Below are 2,184 nucleotides of genomic sequence, written 5' to 3' on the forward strand. Positions count from 1 at the left end.
TCCGTCGGCACCCTTTGGCGGGGTGAAGGAATCGGGCTGGGGTCGCGAAGTCGGCGAGGAAGGCGTATTGCATTATACCGAGACCAAGACGATTACGGCGCTCTTAGATTAGACAGGTTTTTATTCTTTTGGCAGACCCATATGAATTACAATTGTTTTTTGCCGACATGTGGGGCGCGCGATCAAGATTTCTCTTTTTATAAGTGAAGGATCGTATTTAGCCTGCGTTTATGGGAATTATTTGGTAGGTACATTTATTCAAAAGGCCAGGCCGTAATTTACGATAAGGCGCACGCTGTATTAGATAGCAAATTTTCATAAAATGTCGGTTTTCGATAGTTTGTGCCCTCCCGCAACCATCTGAAATTGCGAATACTCCCACAAAGCCCCGACGCAAAAGCGCCGGGCTTTGTGCATTCTCGACCAMTCSACGCTGYTCGATCCACTCCAGGATCCTGCCAAACTCGCCGTAGAGCATGGCGTTGACCTCACCGCGCTTCGCGCCGGGCGTAAGCTCRATSCGCTCGATCAGCGCCMGCAACGCATCGGCGGCTTCCTGGCGCTCTTCCGGCTGCGATAGTGCGTGCGTCAGTCGTTCCACCTTGCGCCGATAAATCTCGGAGATGTTGGGATGGATGTCGGGCACATCCACCGATGCCGCAGCGAGCCGGGCGCGGAGCGCATCCTCTTGGGCTTCCAACTCCAAAAGCTCATCGACAAGCGCGCGTGTGCCCTTGCCTTCTTTCGCGAGTGTCACAAGGCCGTTGATCGCCTTGAGGACTTTCTGCAGATCCGTTCGATCGGCGATTTCTGACGCGCGGCGCTGGTGRTTGATGCGKTTGCTCTCCTCGACATAGGTCCGAATGGCCTCTGCCGCGACCTCGGGGGTCATCATGCGATCGCACAGACCATCAGGACGCGCGCTTCGAGTTTGTCGCGCGTGATGCTATGCCCGTTCGAGCAGCTTTTCGTATCAGCATGGTTCGAACAGGCAAACCGCCCCTGCCCGCGAAGGGAATAAGGACCGCCGCAGCAGCCGCAGTAAACCAGGCGGAGAGAAGGCTTTTCGGGCGATGCGTTCGATTAAGAGCTGTATGGGCAGAGCGCGTTGCCTCGATGACGTCGGCATATTGAATCGCGATATTTTCCTGCCTCGCCTTCACGGCCTGCCAGAGTTCTTCATCCACGATCCGCAGATCAGGAACCTCGGTCACAATCCATTCGGATTTGGGATTGATGCGGGAGACCGGTTTGCGGGTTCTTCAGATAGCGCAGCCGGTTCCAGACAAGTTTGCCGATATAAAGCTCGTTGTTGAGGAGGCCTGTGCCGCGCTTGGCGTGGCCGCGGATCGTGGTTGATGTCCACAGCTTGCCCGTTGGTGCTGAAATCCCAGAGTCATTCAGACGGCAGGCGATTGCATGGGGGCTGAGCCCGTTGGCGAACTGTCGAAAAACCTGGCGAATGACTTCAGCTTCCGCGGCATTGATACTCCGCTCGCCGTGCACAGGTTCGCCTTCGCTCGAGAAGCGCCGCACGACGTCGTAGCCAAAGCAAAGCCCGCCCCCGGATTTACCCTTCTCGACGCGGCCGCGCAGACCGCGATGGGTCTTCTTCGCAAGATCCTTGAGGAATAGCGCGTTCATCGTGCCCTTGAGGCCGACATGCAGTTCGGAAACTTCGCCCTCGGCCAGCGTAACGATTTTGACGCCGGCGAACTGGAGATTCTTGTAGAGCGTGGCTACGTCAGCCTGATCGCGCGATACGCGATCTAGAGCTTCAGCAAGCAGGATGTCGAAGCGCCCCATCTGCGCATCCTGCAAAAGTGACTGGATGCCTGGACGGAGTATGACGCTCGCGCCGGAGATCGCTGCATCCTTATAATTGGCGACAATCCGCCAGCCTTCGCGCGCCGCCTGTTCACGGCATATCAAAAACTGGTCGTCGATGGATGCAGGGCTCTGCTTATCGTCGGAATAGCGGGCATAAAGCGCTACGCGGGGCATTTGGAGTCTCCAGAGATGAGCTTTGCGGTCAGTCTACAGATTTGACCATGCTTGCCAATCTGAGGACGATATCAAAATTGCAGCGCGCTATTATGCTGTCGCTCGAATTGCGCCCGGCACTGAACAGGGGATTTGCCATGCCGGAATCGATAAGCTAGCGGCGAGCTGCCGATGGCCTTC

At 56.5% G+C, this 2,184-nt stretch carries 4 protein-coding genes; 1 reads left to right on the forward strand and 3 read right to left on the reverse strand.

The window, feature by feature from the left end:
• The coding region (locus BF95_RS27085) for an aldehyde dehydrogenase family protein (protein WP_152542931.1) at positions 1–112 on the forward strand (112 nt) is incomplete at its 5' end.
• A gap of 105 nt (positions 113–217) precedes the next feature.
• On the opposite strand, the gene BF95_RS30060 is transcribed toward BF95_RS27085, so the two are convergent.
• The 3 genes from BF95_RS30060 to BF95_RS30070 all read right to left on the reverse strand — a co-directional run bounded on the left by BF95_RS30060 (position 218) and on the right by BF95_RS30070 (position 2,004).
• Entirely contained in the window at positions 218–895 is a 678-nt protein-coding gene (locus tag BF95_RS30060) for a hypothetical protein (RefSeq protein WP_235210005.1), read from the reverse strand.
• Positions 892–1,050 carry a recombinase zinc beta ribbon domain-containing protein gene (locus BF95_RS30065; protein WP_235209995.1) on the reverse strand — a complete coding sequence of 53 codons (159 nt, stop codon included), beginning with the start codon at positions 1,048–1,050 and terminating at the stop codon, positions 892–894. The genes BF95_RS30060 and BF95_RS30065 overlap by 4 nt, the downstream gene beginning before the upstream one ends.
• 147 nt (positions 1,051–1,197) lie before the next feature.
• A complete protein-coding gene (locus tag BF95_RS30070; RefSeq protein WP_235210006.1) occupies positions 1,198–2,004 on the reverse strand; it encodes a recombinase family protein in 807 nt (268 codons plus the stop codon).
• Positions 2,005–2,184: the final 180 nt, after the last annotated feature.

It is taken from the genome of Sphingobium sp. Ant17, assembly GCF_000588875.1.
GTDB lineage: Bacteria > Pseudomonadota > Alphaproteobacteria > Sphingomonadales > Sphingomonadaceae > Sphingobium.